Raw genomic sequence first — 16639 nt, 5'->3', positions numbered from 1 at the left:
GTGATCGCCCGGTGATCGCCCGGTGAAGGCCCAGAGATAGCGCATTGGGTGGGCAGGCGCTATCGTTACCGATGTTTCACATGACCACGATGCCGCCAGGCCCTGCGCCTGTCAGGCGTTCGGGCAAACCACGGGGCGGAGGGGTGAACAAGACTGAGCTGCGCATCGTCCGCGCGACGGTGGTGTTCGTCGACGTCGTCGAGTCGGTGCGGCTGATGGCGCAAGACGAGCGTCTGCACGCCGGCCGGGTGCGCCGGCTGCTTCAGGGACTGGCCGGACAGCGTGTCGTGCCGGCTGGCGGTCGTGTGCTCGAGCGCCGCGGTGACGGGCTGCTGGCCGGCTTTGACGACGCGCGCGCCGCCGCCGCCTGCGCGCTGGCCATGCATGCCGACGCCGCCGCCACCGCCCTGCCAGGCGACGCTGAGGTCGCTGCCACGCCAGCGCTGGCCCTGCGCATCGGCCTGCACTGCGCCGATCTGCTGAGTGACGAGGACGATGCGGTCTACGGCCAGGGCCTCAATCTCACGGCCCGGTTGGCGGCCATGGCCCAGCCCGGCCACACCTGGCTCAGTGCCACCGTGCGTGACCAGCTCACCGATGCGCTGGACGGCGGGCTGCTCGATCTGGGCGAGGTCTACCTCAAACACCTGGAGGTGCCGCTTCGGGCCTACCGCCTGCTGCCCCTGCCGCCGCCAGACCCGGTGCCTGCAGGCGCCGCCAAGGGTGCAGCGGCCATGCCCGCCGCCAGTGCCTCGCCCAGGCCCACCCTGCAAGCCCCGGCCGACATCCGCCCGCGCCTGGCCGTGCTGCCGCTGAACTGGGCCGCTGACGGCCGCACCGCTGCCGCACCCGATGCGGGCGATGTGCTGGTTGATCAGCTGGCGGCGGCCTTGTCGGCCTGCCCGCTGCTGCAGGTCACATCGATGCTGTCGGCCAACGCCTTCCGCGGGCGCGGCACTGCGCCGACCGAGGCCGCCGGCCGCCTGGCGGCCGACTACGTGCTCGCGGGCGAGCGGCAGCCGACCGATGCCGGCACGCTGCAGGTGCAACTTCGCTTGCTGCACGCGGCCAGCGGCCGCTGCATCTGGGAGCGGGCGCTGCACTGCACGGCAGACACTCTGGCCGATCCGGGGCAGGGCTGGCTGGCCGAGATCGTCACCGTGCTGGTGCAGGCGCTGACGGCCGCCGAGTACGACATCGCCTGTGGCCGCCCGTTGCCGAACCTGGCCGCGCACACCCTGTACCTGGCGGCCGTGAACCTGCTGCACCGGTTCACCCACACCGACTTCGAGCGTGCCCAGGAGATGCTGCAGGCTTTGCATGAGCGCGCCCCGCGCCATGCCGTGCCGCTGGCCTGGCTGGCGCGCTGGCGCGTGTTCCGCATCGTGCAGGGCTGGTCGCCCGATGTGGCCCGTGACGGCGCGCTGGCCAGTGACCATGCCCAACGTGCACTCGACTGCGACCCTGGTTCATCCTTGGCCTTGACGATGGCGGGCTCGGTGCGCGCCGGTGTGCACCTCGACATGGCCGGGGCCCGTCACTACTATCAACTGGCGCTGTCGCGCAATCCGAGCGAGCCGCTGGCCTGGCTGCTCAAGGGCGTGGCGCATGGGTTTCTTGGCGAGGGGCTGTCCGCGCTGGACGCCAGTGAGAGGTCGCTGCAATTGTCACCACTGGACCCGCTGCGCTTCTATTACGACTCGCTCAGCGCCACCGCAGCAATGGGCGCCCAGCGCTACGAGCGGGCGGTCGAGCTGGCGCAGCGTGCCATCGGAGCCAACTGCATGCATGGCTCGAGCTACCGCGCGCTGGCCATCTCGCAGGTGATGCTGGGTCAGGTGGACGCAGCGCGCCAGACGGTGCAGCAATTGCGCGCGGTGGAGCCGGGGTCCAACGTGCGCCAGTTCCAGGCGCGCGCGGCGGTGGACAGCGCACAGAACCGCCTGTTCGCGCAGGCCCTCACCGAGGCAGGCCTGCCCCTGGGCTAGGCCCACGTTCCCGCGGGCCGGCGGCCACACCGCCGACCGCGCAACACCAGGGTCGCTGCAGACGCACGGCCCGCACTGCAGGGAGGATGAAGCATGACCATCTACAGCGGATTGCAGGGGGCCCAGGGCGCGCAAGGGGCGCAGGGTGCACAGGGGGCGCAAGGCGCACAAGGGGCGCAGGGCGCCCTGGGCGCCTGGGTTCCCCACTTTGCGCAGGCCACCGTGGCGCCCAGCGCTGGCCTGGGCCCGGGGGCCGACCCGGCAATGAGTTTCGCGCTCACCGCCAGCCGCGAAGAGCTGGTCGAACCCCGCCTCGCCGCCACCTGGGATCCGCCCCGCACCCGCCTGATGCCGCCAGTGGCTGCGGTGCGCAACGCCGAGCGCTGGGCCGATGACATTCGCGTCGAGAACTGCATCACCGCGTTGATGCAGCCGCTCAACATGCGATTTACCAATGGTGGCCAGTTCGTGCTGCGTCACATGAACATCACACTCGCCGCCGGCGGTCTGGTGCTGGGCGTGGCGCCAGTGGTGCTGCAGCTCAAGCGTCCACCCGAGCGCCTGTTCGCACTGCAGACGCAGATGGTGTTCGACATGGCCGATCTGCGTCAGGAGCGCCTGTCGGAGATCGTCGGTCAGCTGGGCATTCCAATGCAGTTCTGGGCGGCCATCACCGATCTGAACCCCAGCAACCACCGCCGAACACTGGAGTTCCTGGCGGTGGCGCTGCAGGCTCTGTCGCATGTCAACCAGATTGCCAAGCACGGCCTGGCCTGCCTGCGGCCCACCGCCTTTTCGCCCAGCATCCAGCCGATGATCAATCCGCGGCGTTTTGGGGCATTTCCATGCGGCCATGCAGCCGAGGCGTTTCTGGTGGCCCACCTGCTGCGCGCACTGAGCGGCCAGAGCCCGGGCAGTGCCTTCGATACCCAGCTGCAGCGCCTGGCCAAGCGCATCTCCGACAACCGCGTGGTGGCCGGTGTGCACTTTCCAGTCGACAACGTGGCTGGCCGCATGGTGGGCGTGACCTTTGCCGAATACGTGCTGGCGCGCTGCGGCGTGGGTCCCGGCACCTGGCAGCCGCGCGGTTTTGATGGCGACCTCACGCTGCAGCCCGGCGTGCCACCCGAGGCACGCGCGCCGCAGCCATCGTTGATGCGCGACTTTGACCGCCATGAACCGATGGATCAGGCCACGGCAGGTCAGACCGGCCTGGCGTTGCCGCCCTACTTCGAGGACCTGGGCGCGCCACAGACGGTGGCGCAGCCGCTCGAGGATCTGGATGCCTATGCCGCTTCGCCCGACATCGCGCTGGGCCTGCTGGCCCACGCCTGGAAGCTGGCCAAGTCCGAGTGGGCCGATTGGGCCACCGTGGCCTGAGGCGGCGCCATGCCCATCCTCACCACGCCCCCAGCCTCGGCACTGTGGCCGCCCGCCACGGGCGGCCACGCCGGCTTGCCACGCGATCCCTACCTGCGCTGGGCCGAGCTGAGCGACTGGCGCAACCTGAAGCCGGGCGGGCGGCAACTGCCCGCACAGCTGTCGTTCGTGGTCGAACGCAGCGCTGCCAGCGCCAACTGGAACGATGTGCGCAGCAGCCCGTTCGGCGTCAGCGTGCCGCCGGCTTACGACCAGCCGCTGCCTGCCATCGGCGCTGCAGCCGGTGGCCCGTCGCACTTCGCCACGCTGCGCATCGCCACAAGCCTGCCGGGTGCACCGGGCAGTACCTTGCCTTCGGCCGCCATCGCCGCGCGCATCGCCAGCGTGCTGGCCAATCCCAAGGTGGCGCGGCTGCAACTGGGCTATCCGCGCGGCGCGGCAGTCGAAGCGGTCTCGCGACCGCTCCCGCCGGTGCCGGTGCCTGAACCCGCGGACGTGGTGCTGGGCATCATCGACTATGGCTGCCCGTTCGCCCATTCGCAGTTGCTGGACATGCATGGCGCACCGCGGGTGGCCGTGCTGTGGCAGCAGAGCACGCGCGACCCGGCCGATGCGCCGTGGCAGGCGCCCAGCGGCTTTGCCCATGGCCGCGTGCTCGACCGGCCGGCGATGGCGGCTTTGATGGCCGCCAGCACGCGCGCGGGCCGTGTCGACGAGTTGCTGTGCTACGAGAACGCCTTTGCCGTGCTCGATCGCGAGCCCGAAGATCCGCTCAGCCCGCCTCGCCGGCAATGGCTCAAGCCATCGCGTGTGCTGCTGGCGCGCGCCTCGCACGGCAGCGGCGTGCTGGCCATGGCGGCGGCACCTGCCGCGGCCTTGACCACGCACGTGGCGCCCGGTCTGCCGGTGGCTGAGCAGCCCGTCTACGCGTTGTATGCGCCGCCGGGTGATGCGGCCTCGGTCTGCCCGCTGATCATGGTGGATCTGCCGCGTGAGCAGTCGGAGGTGTCGTCGGGCCGTTGGCTGCCGGTCAACGCGCTGGACGGCATGCGTTTCATCCTGACCGAGGCGCGCAAGCGCTTTGTCGTCAGCCCGGCGGCGGCCGAGCCGGTGCCGGTGGTGATCAACCTCTCGTCCGGCGCGCATGCTGGTGCCCATGCCGGCCAGGCCATGTTCGAGCGGGCCATGGACGAATTGCTGCTGGCCGACGAGCGGCTGGCCATCACCCTGGCGGCCGGCAACAGCCGGCGCATCGACACCCACGCTGAGCTGACCGTGCCGCCCGCTGCGGCCGGCCTGCCAGGCCGGGCCGAGCTGGGCTTGTCGGTGCCGCCGGCGCAGGCGTTCGACACCTGTGTGGAGTTCTGGCTTCCGCCCGGCACTGACCTGCGCACGCTGGCTTTCGAGGTGCAGGCGCCAGGTGGGCCTGTGTTGCGGGTAGACGGCGCCCAGGCCGAGGACGAATGGCGCATCGGCACCGACCAGCTGATGGCCGCGCTGCTGCTCTACCCCGTGGTGGCGCAGGCCACTGACCGCAGCATGGCGCTGCTGTGCATCTGGGGCACCACCAGCAGCCGAACGCGCCGATCGCCGGCACCGGCAGGGCCGTGGCACATCACGGTGAGCAATCGGGCCGCGCAGCCGCTGGCCGTCTCGGCCTGGATCGAAAACGACGAGGTGATCTTTGGCCGCGTGCGCACGCAGGTGGCGCGATTCTTCAACCCGGCGCGCTGTGGGCCCGGTGAAGAACCTGCCCAGGTGGCCGCCCGCGTGGTGCGGCGCGACGACACGCTCAGCAACATCGCCACCGCCACCCAGGCGCTGGCCGTGGCGGCCTACCAGGGCCGCCGCGACCAGGGTCCGGTGTCGCGCTACTCGGGCATGCCGCGGCTGGGTGCTGCAGCGGCGCCGGGCGCGCCAGCGCCACCGCTGGCCTGGCTGCCGCTGGCGGCCGCGGCCGACGCGGGCCTCAGCCACCCCGGCGTGCGGGTGGCCGGCAACCGGGGGGCCGCGCTGCAGCGCTTCAACGGCACCAGTGCGGCGGCACCGCAGGCCGCGCGTTACCTGGCCAACGCCATGGCCGCAGGGGCCACGCGGCCAGCCATCGTCGCTGGCCTGCCGGCCACGCCGGTAGCGCTGCCCGCGCCGCCCGACTGGCTGCAGCACCCGGCAGAGCCGGCGCCGCCCACCGGCACACCGTTCAGCCATCCGGCGGACGGGCGGCTGCGTCTGCCCTGATCAGCAGGCGTCCGGGCAGCGCCCGGCGGGCGGCCTCGGGGCCTTACTTCACCAGCGTCGACAGCACCGAGTCCACGGCCTCGGCCAGCTTGGCGGCGCCCAGGGCCTTGCAGGCGGCGGCATCGGCGCCGGCCTTGGCGTCAAAGGTGGTGGCGATCTTCTCGGGTGCGAACTGCAGCACCTTGCCGGCGCGCGGCACCAGCATGGCGCGGGCGGCCACCACGCAGGTCTTGTCGGCGGTGAAGCCGCCTTCGACCTGGCTGATGAAGCCGAACTTGCCCACCGGGTAGAGCTTGGCCAGGCGCTTGCCGCCCTTGGCCTCGATCTGCTTGGCCCACTCGGCCTGGGCTGCGGCCTTGTCCATCAACGCCTCGGACGAGCGGTCGATGATCAGGTACTTGGGCGCGCTCTTGGCCGCCGCGGCGGCCGCGTCGGTTTTCGGGTCGGCGGCCTGGGCGGCGGTGGCCGCGGCGGTGGCCAGCAGTGCTGCGGTCAGCAGGCGAAGCGTCATGGGGTGTTCCGGGTGGGAAAGTGACAACCGGCCGAGTGTACGTAGTCGCATCGCCGCCCCACCCCCGGGCGGCACCTGATCGCGGGTACGGGCCGGTTACGCGGCCAACCCGCCTGGCGGGTGGCGGCGCGTGCCCGCGGTGCCGGGTGCCCAGCCGGCCGAGCGCCCGGCCGCTCCGAAGCCGGCCGGCCAACCCGCCTGGCGGGCGGCGGCGCGTGCCCGCGGTGCCGGGTGCCCAGCCGGCCGAGCGCCCGGCCGCTCCGAAGCCGGCCGGCCAACCCGCCTGGCGGGTGGTGCCGCGTAACCGCGGCGCCGGGTGCCCGGTTACCCGGTTACCCGAAGCGCCCGGCCTGGAAGTCGCCCACGGCCTGCAGCAGCTCCTCGCGCGTGTTCATCACGAACGGGCCGTACTGGGCGATCGGCTGCTTCAGCGGCGCACCGGCGATCAGCAGCGCGCGGGCGCCCTGGGCGCCGGCGGCCAGCACCACGCCATCGGTGCCCGGTGCGGGGTTCATGCCGCCGCCGGCCAGGATGGCCATGCGCTGGGCCGGCACCTCGGTGCCTTCGATGCGCAGCGCGCCGCGGTAGGTGTAGACGAAGGCGTTGTGACCTTCAGGCAGCGGCTGGGCCAACACCGCACCGGGCGCCAGGTGCACATCCAGGTACAGCGGCTCAGTGGTGGGGCGCTGCACGGCGCCGGCCACGCCCTGGCTGGCGCCGGCGATCACGCGCACGGTCACGCCCGGGCCCTGCCATTCGGGAATCTGCGCGCTGGCGATGTCGCGGTAGCCGGGCGGCTGCATCTTGTCGGCGCTGTGCAGGTTCAGCCACAGCTGGAAGCCCTCCATCACGCCTTCTTCCTGCTCGGGCAGCTCGCTGTGCACCACGCCGCGGCCGGCGGTCATCCACTGCACGCCGCCGTTGCTGAGCAGGCCTTCGTGGCCGGCCGAGTCGCGGTGGCGCATGCGCCCGGCAATCATGTAGGTGATGGTCTCGAAGCCGCGGTGCGGGTGGTCGGGAAAGCCGGCGATGTAGTCGCCCGGCTGGTCGGAGCCGAAGGCGTCGAGCATCAAAAAGGGGTCGAGCCGCTGCTGCAGCGGCTGGGTCAGAACCCGGGTGAGCTTGACGCCGGCGCCGTCCTGCGTGGGCTGGCCGGTGACCAGGCGCTCCACCGTGCGCGGCTGGCGCACCGGCAGGGCATCGGCGGTTGGGTTCGACGGGGTGGTGATCGTGCGCATGGCGGCATCGTGGCATGGCCGCGCGCCGCCACCATGCGCAGGGGCTTGAACGCAGCGTTCGCCGGCGCTGCATGGCGCGGCAGACCGCGCGCGGCGCGCTACGCTGCGGGCCGTGTCCAGCACCGCACCCGCCCTCAGCACCGCCCATCGCCGCCGCCTGCGCGAGGTCTGGCGCTCGGCCGGCTGGCCCTGCCGCGATCCGCTCGAGGCCGAGCTGCTGGCCGCCGGCCTGCTGGCCCAGCGGGTGGATGCGGCCGGGCGCGAGACCCTGCGCGTCACCGATGCCGGCATCACCCTGCTGGCCGACACCCTGCAGAAAAACCGCGCCAGCCGCGACGCACACGAAGCCCTGGTGGCCCGCGTGGCGCGCGAGATGCAGCGCGCCGGGCGCCTGGTGTGGCGCGGCCTGGCACTGCGCGCGCGCGTGGGCCAGATCCGCAACGATGAGGGCCAGGAGGTCGACGGCCCCGACGCCGCCTGGGCCATCGCCATGCCCGATGTCTATTCGATCCGCCACACCACCAAGGAGGCCTGGCTGCTGCCGATGGCGCACGAGATCAAGGTGCGCCGCGCCGACCTGCTGGCCGACCTGCGCCGCCCGGCCAAGGGCCAGGCCTACCGCTGGCTGGCCAGCGAGTGCTGGTACGTGATCCGCGCGGGCATCGCGCAGCCCGAGGAGATTCCGCCGGTCTACGGCGTGCTGCTGGCGCCCGACAGCGGGCCGCTGGAGGTGGCTCGCCCGGCACCGCAGCGCGCGATGACCCTGCCCTTTGCGGTGTGGATGGCGCTGGCCCGCGCCACGCCCGAGCCGCTGGACGACGACGCGCAGCTGGCGCTGGGCGCCGGGGCCGACCCCGACCCCGACCCCGACCCCGACCTTGGCGCCGACATTGGCGCCTGACCCCGCACCCTGGCCCGACCCCACCGCCGGCGCGGGCAGCGCCTTCGCCGCCGCGCCGGGCGCAGCGCCACAATCGCCGTGCCCCACCAAGGAAGCCCGAGCCTGCCGATGCGCCCACCCCTTCGCACCGCCCACCTTCGCAGCCCGCTGCTGCGCACCGCCCACCTTCGCAGCCCGCTGCTGCGCACCGCCCTGGCGCTGGCGCTGAGCCTGCCCGTCGGCCTGGCCAGCCAGGCCGCGGCCCTGCCCGGCCCCGGCGTGGCCTGGCAGCAGGCCGGCGCCGACGCCGATGTGGAGCGCGCCTTTGCCCAGGCCCGCGCCGAGAAGAAGCCGCTGCTGCTGTACTGGGGCGCCAGCTGGTGCCCGCCGTGCAACCAGCTCAAGGCCACGCTGTTCAACCGCCAGGACTTCATTGACCGCGCCAAGGGCTTTGTCGCGGTGCATGTGGACGGTGATCTGGCCGGCGCGCAAAAGCTGGGCGGGCGCTTCAAGGTGCGCGGCTACCCCACGCTGATCCTGTTCAACGCCGAGGGCGCCGAGATCACCCGCCTGCCGGGAGAGGTGGATGCGCCGCAGGTGATGGCCGTGCTGCAGCAGGGCCTGGCCGGCGGCCGCCCGGTGAAGGCGGTGCTGGCCGATGCCCGTGCCGGCCGGCCGATCAGCGGCGGCGAGTGGCGCATGCTGGCCTTTTATGGCTGGGCCACCGACGAATCTCAGCTGGTGCCCGCCGCCGAGCGCGCCGCCCTGCTGGCCCGGCTGGCCGCAGCCTGCCCGCCGGCCGAGCGCGAGGCCGGCACCCGCCTGCTGCTCAAGGCCCTGGCCGAAAGCGACGACGGCGCGGGCCTGAAGCCCGACGCCGCGCTGCGCAGCCGGGTGCTGGCGGTGCTGGCCGACGGCGCGGCCAGCCGCGCGCAGATGGATGTGCTGGTCAACTTTGCCAGCGACATCACCAAGGCCCTGGCGCCTGAGGGCGCAACGGCGCGCGCGCCTGCCGCGTCGCCGCTGCCCCCCGAGGGCGCGTCCGGCCCATCGGGGCGGCCCGGCGGCACCGAGCGCCAGAAGCTCGCCGCCGCCTTTGACACCGCATTGCAGCGCCTGGAGGCCGACGGCAGCCTGTCACGCGCCGACCGCCTCTCGGCGCTGATCTCGCGCGTGCAGCTGGCCCGCCTTGACCAGGCCAAGGACGAGCGCGCGCCCAGGCTGCCCGCCGCGCTGCTGCAGCGCGTGCGCGAGGTGGTGGCGCGCGAAGACCGCGAGATCACCGACGGCCACGAGCGCCAGGCCGTGATCACCGCCGCCGCCTACCTGCTGGGTGAGGCCGGCCTGTGGGCCGACAGCGATGCGCTGCTCAAGGCCAATCTGGCGCGCAGCCACTCGCCCTACTACCTGATGAGCCAGCTGGGCGGCAACGCGCGCAAGCAGGGCCGGCCCGACGAGGCGCTGCGCTGGTACGAAGAGTCGTTCACCCAGGCGCAGGGTCCGGCCACCCGGCTGCAGTGGGGTGCCGGCTACCTGACCGCGCTGGTGGAACTGGCGCCGCAGGACGCCGCGCGCATCGAGCGCGTGGCGCGCCAGCTGATCGACGAGGCCGCGCGCGACCCCGCGGCGTTTCACGAGCGCAGCGCGCGCTCGCTGCAGCGCATGGGCGGCAAGCTGGTCGGCTGGAACGCCCAGGGCCAGCACGATGCCGTGCTGCGCCGGCTGCAGGCTGGCCTGCAGCCGGTGTGCGGCAAGCTCGACCCCGCCGATGCGCAGCGCGCCACCTGCGACGCGCTGCTCAAGAACGCCGTCAAGAAAGGCTGACTGCCGCCAGGCCGGCCGGGCCGACGCCGGCCCAGCCCAGCCCAGCCCGCCGGCTGCCTCAGGCCAGGCCTTCGGCCTTCAACGTGGCCTGCACCGCCGGCAGCGCGGCAACGCGCTCGCGCCAGGCCAGCAGCCGGGTGTAGGGCGACAGGTCCACGCCGGTGGGCTTGGCCCAGTTGGTCACGGTGAACAGGTAGGCATCGGCGGCGGTGAAGGCATCGCCCATCACATAGGTTTTGCCTTCGAGCTGCTCGTTCACCCAGCGCAGGCGGCCGGCCAGCTTCTCGCCGGCGGCGGCCTTGAACTCGGCGTTCGCGCTCGGGTTGAAGAACACGCCGAAGCCACCCTTGTGCAGCTCGGTGCTGACGAAGGTCAGCCAGGCCTGCAGGCGGTAGCGGTCCATCGTGCCGTTGGCCGGTGCCAACCGGGCGGCCGGCACCTGGTCGGCCACGTACTGCATGATCACCGGGCACTCGGTCAGGCGCTCGCCGTCGGCCAGCTCGAGCAGCGGCACATAACCCAGCGGATTGATGGCGCGGTAGTCGCTGCCATCGGGCAGCAGCTTGGTCTTGGTGGGCGCCGCAATGGCCTGGAAGGGCAGGCCCGAGGCCTGCAGCACGATGTGGGCGGCCATCGAACAGGCGCCGGGGCTGTAGTAGAGCTTCATGCGGATGTCTCCATCAGGGTGGGGCCGCCGCGGCCGGTCCGTGCGGCAGCGCCGCGCAGGCGGCGGGGCTGGCAGTATGCTGCCGCCAGCTTGCCGTTGCAGAAAGCCCGTTCATGCCCCGTTCCGTGCTCGATGAATCCGCCATCCACCCGGCCGTTCGCGCCCAGGTGGCCGGCCGGCATGCCGACACCGTGCGCGAGGTGCAGCAGGCCATCGCCAGCCACCCGATGGTGGTGGTGGGCATGGCCGTCAACCCCTGGCCCAAGAAGGCGCGCCGCGCGCTCGATGCCGCCGGCATTGCCCACCATGATCTCGACTACGGCAGCTACCTCAGCCAGTGGCCGCGCCGCCTGGCGCTCAAGCAGTGGAGCGGCTGGCCGACCTTTCCGATGGTGTTCGTCAAGGGCCAGCTGGTGGGCGGCGCCCAGGATCTGTGCCGGCTGATCGACAGCGGCGAGTTGAAGAAGCTGCTGGGCTGATGCGTCGGCCGGCCGTTGCCCGTCGCGCCCTGGCCGCCGGCCTGGCGGCGCTGCTGGCCGCGCTGCTGCCGGCCGCGGCCGCGCCGGGTGCCGCGGGCAGCGCGGCCGCCCTGGCCAGGGTCACCCACCCGGCCACCCGCCCGGCCACCACCCCGGCCACCACCCCGTCGGGCCTGGCGCCCTGCCGCCTGAAGCACCTGAGCCAGGCTGCGCAGTGCGGCGTGTTGCTCCGGCCGCTCGATCCGGCGCGGCCCGGCGGCCCGGTCATCGAGATCCACTACGCGGTGCTGCCGGCGCAGGCCCGGCACAAGGCGGCCGATCCGGTGTTCTTCTTTGCCGGCGGGCCGGGCCAGAGCGCCATCGACGCGGCCGCGCACTTTGCCGGCCAGCACGCGCGGCTGAACCAGCGCCGCGACCTGGTCCTGGTCGATCTGCGCGGCACCGGTCGCAGCGCGCCGCTGATCTGCCCCGACGACCGTGCCGATGCGCCACCGCGGCCGCTGGCCGAGCAGTTCGACCCCCAGGCCCGGCTGGCCCGGCTGGCGGCCTGCCGCGTGGCGCTGCAGGCCCTGCCGCATGGCGACCTGCGCCAGTTCACCACCACACTGGCGGTGGCCGATGTCGAGGCCGTGCGCCAGGCGCTGGGCGCGCCGCGGGTCAATGCCATCGGCGTGTCCTACGGCACGCGGGTGGTGCTGGAGTGGCTGCGCCAGCAGCCGCAGGCGCTGCGCCGCGTGGTGCTGGATGGCGTGGCGCCGCCCGACCTGCGCCTGGCCGAGGCCGCGGCCCGGGACAACCAGCAGGCGCTGGAGGCCCTGCTGGCCGACTGCGCGCGCGATGCCGCCTGCGCCCGCCGCCACCCGGCGCTGCGCCAGCAGTTGCAGGCCCTGGCCGCTGGCCTGCCGCAGCAGGCCAGCCTGCCGCACCCGTTGAGCGGCCAGGCCGAGCCGCTGCGCATCGACCGCGACGCGCTGGCCGCGCTGCTGCGCGCGCCGCTGTACGCACCGGCGCTGGCCGCCGGGCTGCCGGCCGCCATCGAGGCCGCGGCGCAGGGCAACTGGGCGCCGCTGGCCGGTCTGGGCATGGCGCTGGGCGGCGGTGGCGGCATGGTGCTGGCCAGTGGCCTGCACCACGCCGTGGTGTGTGCCGAAGACCTGGGTGCCCATGCCCCCGCGCCGCCACCCGAAGAACAGGCCGCCACGCGCCAGGCCGGCAATCTGTTTGGCGGTGTGCTGCAGCAGCATTACCAGCGCTCGTGTGCCGACTGGCCGCGCGGCGCCGTGCCGGCCGATTTCTACCGCGTGGTGCGCTCGCCGGTGCCGGTGTGGCTGCTGTCGGGTGGCGCCGATCCGGTGACGCCGCCGCGCCATGCCGAGCGCACCGCGCGGGCGCTGGGGCCGCAGGCGCGGCACATCGTGCTGGGCCAGGCCGGCCACGGCGTGGCCACGCAGCCCTGTGTGCGCAATGCGCTGCAGCGCTTCATCACACTGGCCGACGATGCCGCCGCGCTGGGCACCGACCGCGAGGCCCTGGCCGCCTGCAACCAGGGCCTGCCGCGGCCGCCCGCCTTCACGCCGCCGGGCAGCCCGGCACCGGCCCCCCAGGAGCGCAGATGATCGAGGTGCAGGGCGTGTCCAAGGCCTATCCGGCGCCTGGCGGCGGGGCCTGGCCCTGGCGCCGGGCCGCGCCGCCGGTGCAGGCGGTGCGTGCGGTGAGCTTTGGCGTGGCCGACCGCAGCATCACCGGCCTGCTGGGCCCCAACGGCGCCGGCAAGACCACCACGCTGCGCATGGTGGCCGCGCGCGTCCTGCCCGATGCCGGCACGGTGCGGGTTGACGGCATCGACGTGGCCGCCGATCCGCAGGCCGTGCGCGCCCGCCTGGGCGTGCTGAGCGATGCGCGCGGCCTCTACCCGCGGCTGAGCGCGCGCGAGAACATCGTCTATCACGGCCGCCTGCATGGCCTGGACACCGACACCGCCGCGGCCCGCGCCGACGAGCTGGCGCGCCTGCTCGAGATGCAGCCGCTGCTCGACCGCCGCACCGAGGGCTTCAGCCAGGGCGAGCGCATGAAGACCGCGCTGGCCCGCGCCCTGGTGCACCGGCCCAGCCACCTGATCCTGGACGAGCCCACCAACGGCCTCGATGTGCTGGCCACCCGCGCGCTGCGCGAGGCCCTGCGCACGCTGCGCGACGAGGCCGGCCAGTGCATCGTGTTCTGCACCCACATCATGCAGGAGGTGGAACGCCTGTGCGACCGCGTGGTGGTGGTGGCCGGCGGCCGCACCGTGGCCGAGGGCAGCGTGCCCGAGCTGCTGGCGTGCAGCGGCTGCGACGACTTCGAGGCCGCCTTTGTGCGCCTGGCCTATGCCGACGATGCAGCGGCCGCCGCCGCCGCCGCGGCCAGGGTGCGGCCATGATGCGCGTGCTGCACCAGATGCTGCAGGTGCTGCGCAAGGAGCTGCTCGACGCGCTGCGCGACCGCCGCAGCCTGGGCGTGATGCTGCTGTCGGCCGTGGTGATCGGGCCGCTGATGCTGCTGGCGCTGTCGGCCCTGGTGGCCGATCTGGAAAGCCAGGCCGAGGCGCGCACGCTCAGCGCCCTGCACATCCAGCATGCGCCCACGCTGGCCAACTATGTGGCGCGCCAGGGCTACCGCCTGGAGGCCGCGCCCGAGGATCATGCCGACGCGCTGGCGCGGCGCGAGCTGGGCCAGGCCGTGCTGGTGCTGCCAGCCGATTTTGAAGCCGCGCTGGCCGCCGGCCGCGCGCCGCAGCTGCTGCTGCGCAGTGCCAGCGGCAACACCCGCGCGCAGGCCAGCGCCGGCCAGTGGCGCCAGCTGCTGCAGGGCTTCCAGCAGGAGCAGGCCACGCTGCGCCTGGCCTGGCGCGGTGTGCCGCCGGCGCTGCTGCAGGTGATCGAGACCGACGACCAGGACATGGCCGACGCACGCCAGCGCGCCGCGCAGTTCACGCGCATCCTGCCCATCTTCATCCTGATGGCGGTGGTCTACGGCGCGCTGAATGCCGCGCTCGACAGCACCGCCGGCGAGCGCGAGCGCGGCTCGCTCGAACCGCTGCTGATGACCCCCGCGCCGCGCTGGGCCCTGGTGCTGGGCAAGTGGGGCGCGGTGGCGCTGCTGGCCATGGGCGTGGCGGTGCTGGCCTGCCTGAGCTTTCTGCCCGGGCAGTGGCTGCTGCGCAGCGAGACGCTGGCCGCCAGCTTCCAGTTCGGGCTGCGCGAGGCGGGGCTGTTTCTGGCCCTGCTGCTGCCGCTGGCCGCGCTGATGGCCGCCGCGCTGATGGCCGTGGCGCTGCGCAGCCGCAGCGTCAAGGAGGCCCAGGCCAGCGCCACGGTGCTGGTGCTGGGCTGCTCGTTTGCGCCGATGGTGCCGATGTTCAGCCTGGGCGCCGAGGCGCCCTGGCACCTGTGGGTGCCGGCTTTGGCGCAAAGCACGCTGATGCTGCGCGTGCTCACCGGCGAGGCCATGGCCCTGCCCGACCTGCTGCAGCCGCTGGCGGTGGCCGCGCTGCTCACCGTGGTCTGCCTGCACGATCTGGTGCGGCAGCTGGGCCGGGTGTCGTGATCGGCTGGCGCGCCGCGGCCCGTGCGCCCGCGCTTACGCCGCCGGTGCCCGCGCCGCCCGCGCCTTGCCCGCAGGCCCGGGCCTTGCGTATGCTGACCGCATGAACCTGCCCACCGTCTGGACCCTGACCTTCACCCTGCATCTGCTGGCCGCCGTGCTGTGGGTGGGCGGCATGGCCTTTGCGCACTTCGCGCTGCGGCCCTCGGCCGCCGCCTTGCTGGAGCCGCCGCAGCGCCTGCCGCTGCTGGCGGCCACGCTGGGCCGCTTCTTCGGCCTGCTGGGCGTGGCCGTGCCGCTGATCCTGGCCACCGGCCTGGCCCTGCTGCTGCGGGTGGGCATGGCCGCTGCGCCGCCCACCTGGCACGCCATGCTGCTGCTGGGCCTGGTGATGGCGGCGATCTTCGTGTTCATCGTCAGCCGGCCCTACCCGCGGCTCAGGCGCCATGTGGCCGCGCGCGAATGGCCGGCCGCCGGCGCAGCCATGGCCGTGATCCGCCGCTGGGTGCTGGTGAACCTGGTGCTGGGCACGCTGACGGTGGTGGTGGCCGGGCTGGGCCGCGGTTAGCCCGGCCTGGCGCGCCGGCGCCCGCGCGGCGCTCAATGGCGGTGCGGGGCCAGTGCCCGCAGGCCCTGGGGCAAGGCCTGGCGCAGCGCGTCGGCGCGCGCCGCGGTGCCGCCGTGCCGGGCGATGAAGGCTGCGGCGGCATCGGCGTCGGCAAAGGCCGGCAGGTCTTCGGTGCGCATCGGGCCGTGCACGCGCGAGCCGTGCACCAGCACCGCCTGCGCCAGCGCCAGCCAGCCGCCGCCCTGATGGTTGGCCACATGCATGGCGCGCACGGCCTGCGCGGAGCGCCCGGGCTGGTACCGGGCCGGGTTCTGCAGGTACAGCAACAGGTGCGCCGGCGTGTCGAAGAACTGCGCCGCGCCGTCGTCGAAGATGGCCATCGCCGCCCAGCGCGGATGGCGCGCGGCAAACATGCCGCACACCGGGCAGCGGGCGTCGGCCGGCACCGGCCGTGCGGCCAGCGGCGCCAGGCCCGAGCGCGGGTCGAAGGGCTCGGGCGGCGCCACGATGCACACCTCGTCCGGCGGCGTGGCGGGTGGCGGATGCAGCCCGAGGCGGCTGGCCAGCCCGGCCAGCGGCGCGGCCGGCCACCGGCCTGGCAGGCCCCAGCCCAGCAGGCCGGCCGTGCCGAGGCCGGCGCCCAGCAGCAGGCGGCGACGGGCGAGCCAGGGCATGGCGGGCGGGCGGCTCACATGCGGGTGTCGTGCAGCGCGCCGCCCGACAGGTCGACCATCTCGGGCTTGAGCTCGGCATAGGCCACCACGCGCCCGCCGTGCTGCTGCACAAACGCCTGAGCCGCGGCCGCATCGGCAAAGCTGGCCGCCGTGGCACCCATCGAGCCTTTGCGCCGGCTCTGCAGCACGTAGTGGGCGCTGCGGGCGTCGATCCAGTGGCCGCGCGGGCGCTCCCAGTCGGCGCGCGCCATGTCCTGCACCCAGGCGCCCTGGCGCTTGCGCACCTGCTCGGGCCGCAGCATCGCGTTGAGCAGCTCGAGGGTGTCGCAGTACCACTCGGGCTGGGGCTGGCCGCTCAGCTGGATCTGCCCCTTGGGGCCGGGGTACTCGGCCAGCAGCATGCCGTCCAGCGCGCAGCTGGCGGCGTTGTCGAAGTCGACGGCCGCCACCGGGGCGGCGGCCCCGGTCTCGCGGCCACAGCCGGCCAGCGCCAGCGTGCCCAGGGCCGCCAGGCCGGCGCCGCAGCGGCACAGCAGGCGCCGCCGGCTGATGGCCGGGGCAGCGCCGGAATCCCGGCCGGACATCGGGCCGGCATCGGTGCCGGTGCGGG

At 73.8% G+C, this 16639-nt stretch carries 15 protein-coding genes; 10 read left to right on the top strand and 5 right to left on the bottom strand.

The annotated features are described in order from the left end of the window. Positions 1-143: 143 nt before the first annotated feature. The 3 genes from N4G63_RS00610 to N4G63_RS00600 all read left to right on the top strand — a co-directional run bounded on the left by N4G63_RS00610 (position 144) and on the right by N4G63_RS00600 (position 5606). Positions 144-1988 carry a hypothetical protein gene (locus N4G63_RS00610; protein ID WP_260789378.1) on the top strand — a complete coding sequence of 615 codons (1845 nt, stop codon included), beginning with the start codon at positions 144-146 and terminating at the stop codon, positions 1986-1988. 93 nt (positions 1989-2081) lie between these two features. Beyond that, complete coding sequence (locus tag N4G63_RS00605; protein WP_260789380.1) at positions 2082-3368, top strand: phosphatase PAP2 family protein; 1287 nt, start codon at positions 2082-2084, stop codon at positions 3366-3368. A 9-nt stretch (positions 3369-3377) separates the two neighbouring features. Next, the gene (locus tag N4G63_RS00600) at positions 3378-5606 is read left to right on the top strand and encodes a hypothetical protein (protein ID WP_260789382.1); all 2229 of its coding nucleotides are present in this window, start codon (positions 3378-3380) and stop codon (positions 5604-5606) included. A gap of 43 nt (positions 5607-5649) precedes the next feature. Here the strand turns inward: N4G63_RS00600 and N4G63_RS00595 are convergent, their stop codons facing one another. Beyond that, on the bottom strand, positions 5650-6117 hold the full coding sequence (locus N4G63_RS00595) for a hypothetical protein (RefSeq protein WP_260789384.1): 468 nt from the start codon (positions 6115-6117) through the stop codon (positions 5650-5652). 332 nt (positions 6118-6449) lie between these two features. Further along, the gene (locus N4G63_RS00590) at positions 6450-7355 is read right to left on the bottom strand and encodes a pirin family protein (RefSeq protein WP_260789386.1); all 906 of its coding nucleotides are present in this window, start codon (positions 7353-7355) and stop codon (positions 6450-6452) included. A gap of 112 nt (positions 7356-7467) precedes the next feature. Between N4G63_RS00590 and N4G63_RS00585 the strand changes: the two genes are divergently transcribed. Beyond that, positions 7468-8256, top strand: coding sequence for a hypothetical protein (locus N4G63_RS00585; RefSeq protein WP_260789388.1), 789 nt, complete (start codon positions 7468-7470; stop codon positions 8254-8256). Between the two features lie 108 nt (positions 8257-8364). Continuing rightward, a complete protein-coding gene (locus N4G63_RS00580) occupies positions 8365-10059 on the top strand; it encodes a thioredoxin family protein (protein WP_260789390.1) in 1695 nt (564 codons plus the stop codon). Between the two features lie 58 nt (positions 10060-10117). Here N4G63_RS00580 and gstA read toward each other — a convergent pair whose 3' ends face one another. Beyond that, positions 10118-10726 (bottom strand): glutathione transferase GstA, encoded by a 609-nt coding sequence (gene gstA, locus N4G63_RS00575; protein WP_314599218.1) that lies wholly within the window; start codon positions 10724-10726, stop codon positions 10118-10120. A gap of 113 nt (positions 10727-10839) precedes the next feature. Between gstA and N4G63_RS00570 the strand changes: the two genes are divergently transcribed. From N4G63_RS00570 to N4G63_RS00550, 5 genes are all read left to right on the top strand, one after another. Next, positions 10840-11205 carry a glutaredoxin domain-containing protein gene (locus tag N4G63_RS00570; protein WP_260789393.1) on the top strand — a complete coding sequence of 122 codons (366 nt, stop codon included), beginning with the start codon at positions 10840-10842 and terminating at the stop codon, positions 11203-11205. Beyond that, a complete protein-coding gene (locus tag N4G63_RS00565) occupies positions 11205-12821 on the top strand; it encodes an alpha/beta hydrolase (RefSeq protein ID WP_314599217.1) in 1617 nt (538 codons plus the stop codon). The genes N4G63_RS00570 and N4G63_RS00565 overlap by 1 nt, the downstream gene beginning before the upstream one ends. Beyond that, positions 12818-13624, top strand: a complete 807-nt coding sequence (locus N4G63_RS00560) for an ABC transporter ATP-binding protein (protein WP_260789397.1) — start codon at positions 12818-12820, stop codon at positions 13622-13624. Before N4G63_RS00565 ends, N4G63_RS00560 begins: the two co-directional genes overlap by 4 nt. Continuing rightward, a complete protein-coding gene (locus tag N4G63_RS00555; protein ID WP_260789399.1) occupies positions 13621-14790 on the top strand; it encodes an ABC transporter permease in 1170 nt (389 codons plus the stop codon). Before N4G63_RS00560 ends, N4G63_RS00555 begins: the two co-directional genes overlap by 4 nt. A 100-nt stretch (positions 14791-14890) precedes the next feature. Then, positions 14891-15355, top strand: a complete 465-nt coding sequence (locus tag N4G63_RS00550) for a CopD family protein (RefSeq protein ID WP_314599216.1) — start codon at positions 14891-14893, stop codon at positions 15353-15355. A gap of 32 nt (positions 15356-15387) precedes the next feature. Here the strand turns inward: N4G63_RS00550 and N4G63_RS00545 are convergent, their stop codons facing one another. After that, complete coding sequence (locus N4G63_RS00545) at positions 15388-16029, bottom strand: nitrous oxide reductase accessory protein NosL (RefSeq protein ID WP_260789403.1); 642 nt, start codon at positions 16027-16029, stop codon at positions 15388-15390. A 14-nt stretch (positions 16030-16043) separates the two neighbouring features. Further along, the gene (locus N4G63_RS00540) at positions 16044-16613 is read right to left on the bottom strand and encodes a nitrous oxide reductase accessory protein NosL (protein ID WP_260789554.1); all 570 of its coding nucleotides are present in this window, start codon (positions 16611-16613) and stop codon (positions 16044-16046) included. Positions 16614-16639: the final 26 nt, after the last annotated feature.

Source organism: Aquabacterium sp. OR-4 (assembly GCF_025290835.2).
In the GTDB taxonomy this organism is placed as follows: Bacteria; Pseudomonadota; Gammaproteobacteria; order Burkholderiales; family Burkholderiaceae_C; genus Pseudaquabacterium.
This window is presented reverse-complemented; position numbering and strand designations above follow the sequence as displayed.

Excerpts from the sequence above, each read along its gene's own strand:
- N4G63_RS00565 (WP_314599217.1), top strand. The coding sequence starts at position 11,205 with ATGCGTCGGCCGGCCGTTGCCCGTCGCGCCCTGGCCGCCGGCCTGGCG.
- N4G63_RS00550 (WP_314599216.1), top strand. The coding sequence starts at position 14,891 with ATGAACCTGCCCACCGTCTGGACCCTGACCTTCACCCTGCATCTGCTG.
- N4G63_RS00605 (WP_260789380.1), top strand. The coding sequence starts at position 2,082 with ATGACCATCTACAGCGGATTGCAGGGGGCCCAGGGCGCGCAAGGGGCG.
- N4G63_RS00600 (WP_260789382.1), top strand. The coding sequence starts at position 3,378 with ATGCCCATCCTCACCACGCCCCCAGCCTCGGCACTGTGGCCGCCCGCC.
- N4G63_RS00560 (WP_260789397.1), top strand. The coding sequence starts at position 12,818 with ATGATCGAGGTGCAGGGCGTGTCCAAGGCCTATCCGGCGCCTGGCGGC.
- N4G63_RS00545 (WP_260789403.1), bottom strand. The coding sequence starts at position 16,029 with ATGCCCTGGCTCGCCCGTCGCCGCCTGCTGCTGGGCGCCGGCCTCGGC.
- N4G63_RS00540 (WP_260789554.1), bottom strand. The coding sequence starts at position 16,613 with ATGTCCGGCCGGGATTCCGGCGCTGCCCCGGCCATCAGCCGGCGGCGC.
- N4G63_RS00595 (WP_260789384.1), bottom strand. The coding sequence starts at position 6,117 with ATGACGCTTCGCCTGCTGACCGCAGCACTGCTGGCCACCGCCGCGGCC.
- N4G63_RS00580 (WP_260789390.1), top strand. The coding sequence starts at position 8,365 with ATGCGCCCACCCCTTCGCACCGCCCACCTTCGCAGCCCGCTGCTGCGC.
- N4G63_RS00590 (WP_260789386.1), bottom strand. The coding sequence starts at position 7,355 with ATGCGCACGATCACCACCCCGTCGAACCCAACCGCCGATGCCCTGCCG.
- gstA (WP_314599218.1), bottom strand. The coding sequence starts at position 10,726 with ATGAAGCTCTACTACAGCCCCGGCGCCTGTTCGATGGCCGCCCACATC.
- N4G63_RS00570 (WP_260789393.1), top strand. The coding sequence starts at position 10,840 with ATGCCCCGTTCCGTGCTCGATGAATCCGCCATCCACCCGGCCGTTCGC.
- N4G63_RS00555 (WP_260789399.1), top strand. The coding sequence starts at position 13,621 with ATGATGCGCGTGCTGCACCAGATGCTGCAGGTGCTGCGCAAGGAGCTG.